Source organism: Sphingomonas sp. FUKUSWIS1 (assembly GCF_000733135.1).
Taxonomy (GTDB): Bacteria; Pseudomonadota; Alphaproteobacteria; order Sphingomonadales; family Sphingomonadaceae; genus Sphingomonas; species Sphingomonas aerolata.
Genome location: NZ_JPJC01000220.1, coordinates 2,681 through 4,019, shown reverse-complemented (window position 1 = coordinate 4,019; position 1,339 = coordinate 2,681). Strand labels below are relative to the sequence as shown.

At 70.4% G+C, this 1,339-nt stretch carries 2 protein-coding genes and 1 pseudogene; all 3 read right to left on the bottom strand.

What is annotated here, in order from left to right:
• Positions 1 to 206: pseudogene (locus sphsw_RS13215) on the bottom strand (RluA family pseudouridine synthase); the annotation flags it as partial.
• Complete coding sequence (gene crcB / locus sphsw_RS13210) at positions 203 to 577, bottom strand: fluoride efflux transporter CrcB (RefSeq protein WP_031441014.1); 375 nt, start codon at positions 575 to 577, stop codon at positions 203 to 205. The pseudogene sphsw_RS13215 and the gene crcB, both read right to left, overlap by 4 nt.
• Positions 578 to 664: 87 nt before the next feature.
• The coding region (locus sphsw_RS13205) for a hypothetical protein (protein WP_031441013.1) at positions 665 to 1,339 on the bottom strand (675 nt) is incomplete at its 5' end.

The following is a 1,339-nucleotide window of genomic DNA, read 5'->3' as shown; positions in this document are numbered from 1 at the left end:
ATCTGGCCCGCCGCGATCCGGTCGCCCGGCGTCGCGCGCGCGCCGTCGACGCGCAGCTGGCCGGTCCGCGCCCACATCGCCACCGTCGTGAAGCTCGTTTCGGGCAGGTGCCGCTTGAACCACCGGTCCAGCCGGATGCCGTCATCGTCGAACCCGACGTTGAACTCGCGGAAATTCGTATCGCTATCGTGTTTGCCCGCAGTCATGCGACGGCCCTTACTGCGGAGAGACCCGCGAACAACGCGGCGATCGAACCGATCACCGACACCAGAACATAGCCGAGCGCGAGGCCCGGCGCGCCACGCTCGATCATCGTGACGACGTCGAGCGAGAAGGAGGAAAAGGTCGTGAACCCGCCGAGCACGCCGACGCCGAGCAGCAGTCGCCAGCCCTCGGGCGCCGAATGGCGCGCGAGCACGCCGACGAGCACGCCCATCAGCAGCCCGCCGACAAGGTTCACCGCCAGCGTGCCGAACGGATAGCCGGCACCGAGCAGCGCGGTCATCGCGCGCCCGGTCAGATAGCGCGCGCCGGATCCGACCGCGCCACCGACCATGACATAGAGAAGGGGAGACATGCCCGCGCCCTAGCGCGAATCGCGGAAAACGGAAAGCCGCGCTTGACGGGCATGCGCGGCGCTCGCCCTTGGACACGGCGGCGTCGCTCAGTGCCCGGCGTTGGAGACCAGATCGACGTCGCTGACGCCCCCCACGCGCGGCGTGACATACACCCTATAGGCATCGCCGCCGCGCATACCGCCGAGCACGTGCCGGCGGCCATCGCTGCGGTGGTCGGCCGAATAGCCCGTGTCGGCGGTGCGGGTATAATAGAAGTCGAGCAGCCGCTGCGGCGTCGCCCGACTCGAAAAATGCACGACGCGCAGCCGGCAGCCGGCCTGGTCGGAACCTGCCGCCTCCGACAGCTGTGCATCGGGATAGAGCGGCAGGTCGGCGGGCAGGCGATTCGCCCAAAGCGCGGAATAGCCGATCGTCCGCGCGCACGCCGCTGCGTTCGGAAACGTCTGCCGCTCGGCCAGCGCGCCCAGCGTCAGCGCCGCGTCGGCCTGGCGGCAGGCGGGACAGTCACCGGCAGCAGCGGGCGCGCGTTTCAGCGTGCGCGGATCGACCGTATCGGCGCGGCGGCCCGCTTCCTCGGGTGGCATCGCCCCGCCCATCGGTTCGGGCGGCGGGCGGATCGCGTCGTCGTTCGACGACTGGGTCAGCGTTGGGTCGACCATGATCTGACCCGCGAGCGCGGCGTTCAGCGCCGGGTCGCCCGCATTGCCGTTGCTGAGGGCCGCTTCGAGGCTCGTCGGGTCCTGCTGATCGACCGCGGGCTC

What these genes read in the sequence shown, in the direction of transcription:
- crcB (WP_031441014.1), bottom strand. Translation starts at nt 577, where the DNA reads ATGTCTCCCCTTCTCTATGTCATGGTCGGTGGCGCGGTCGGATCCGGC.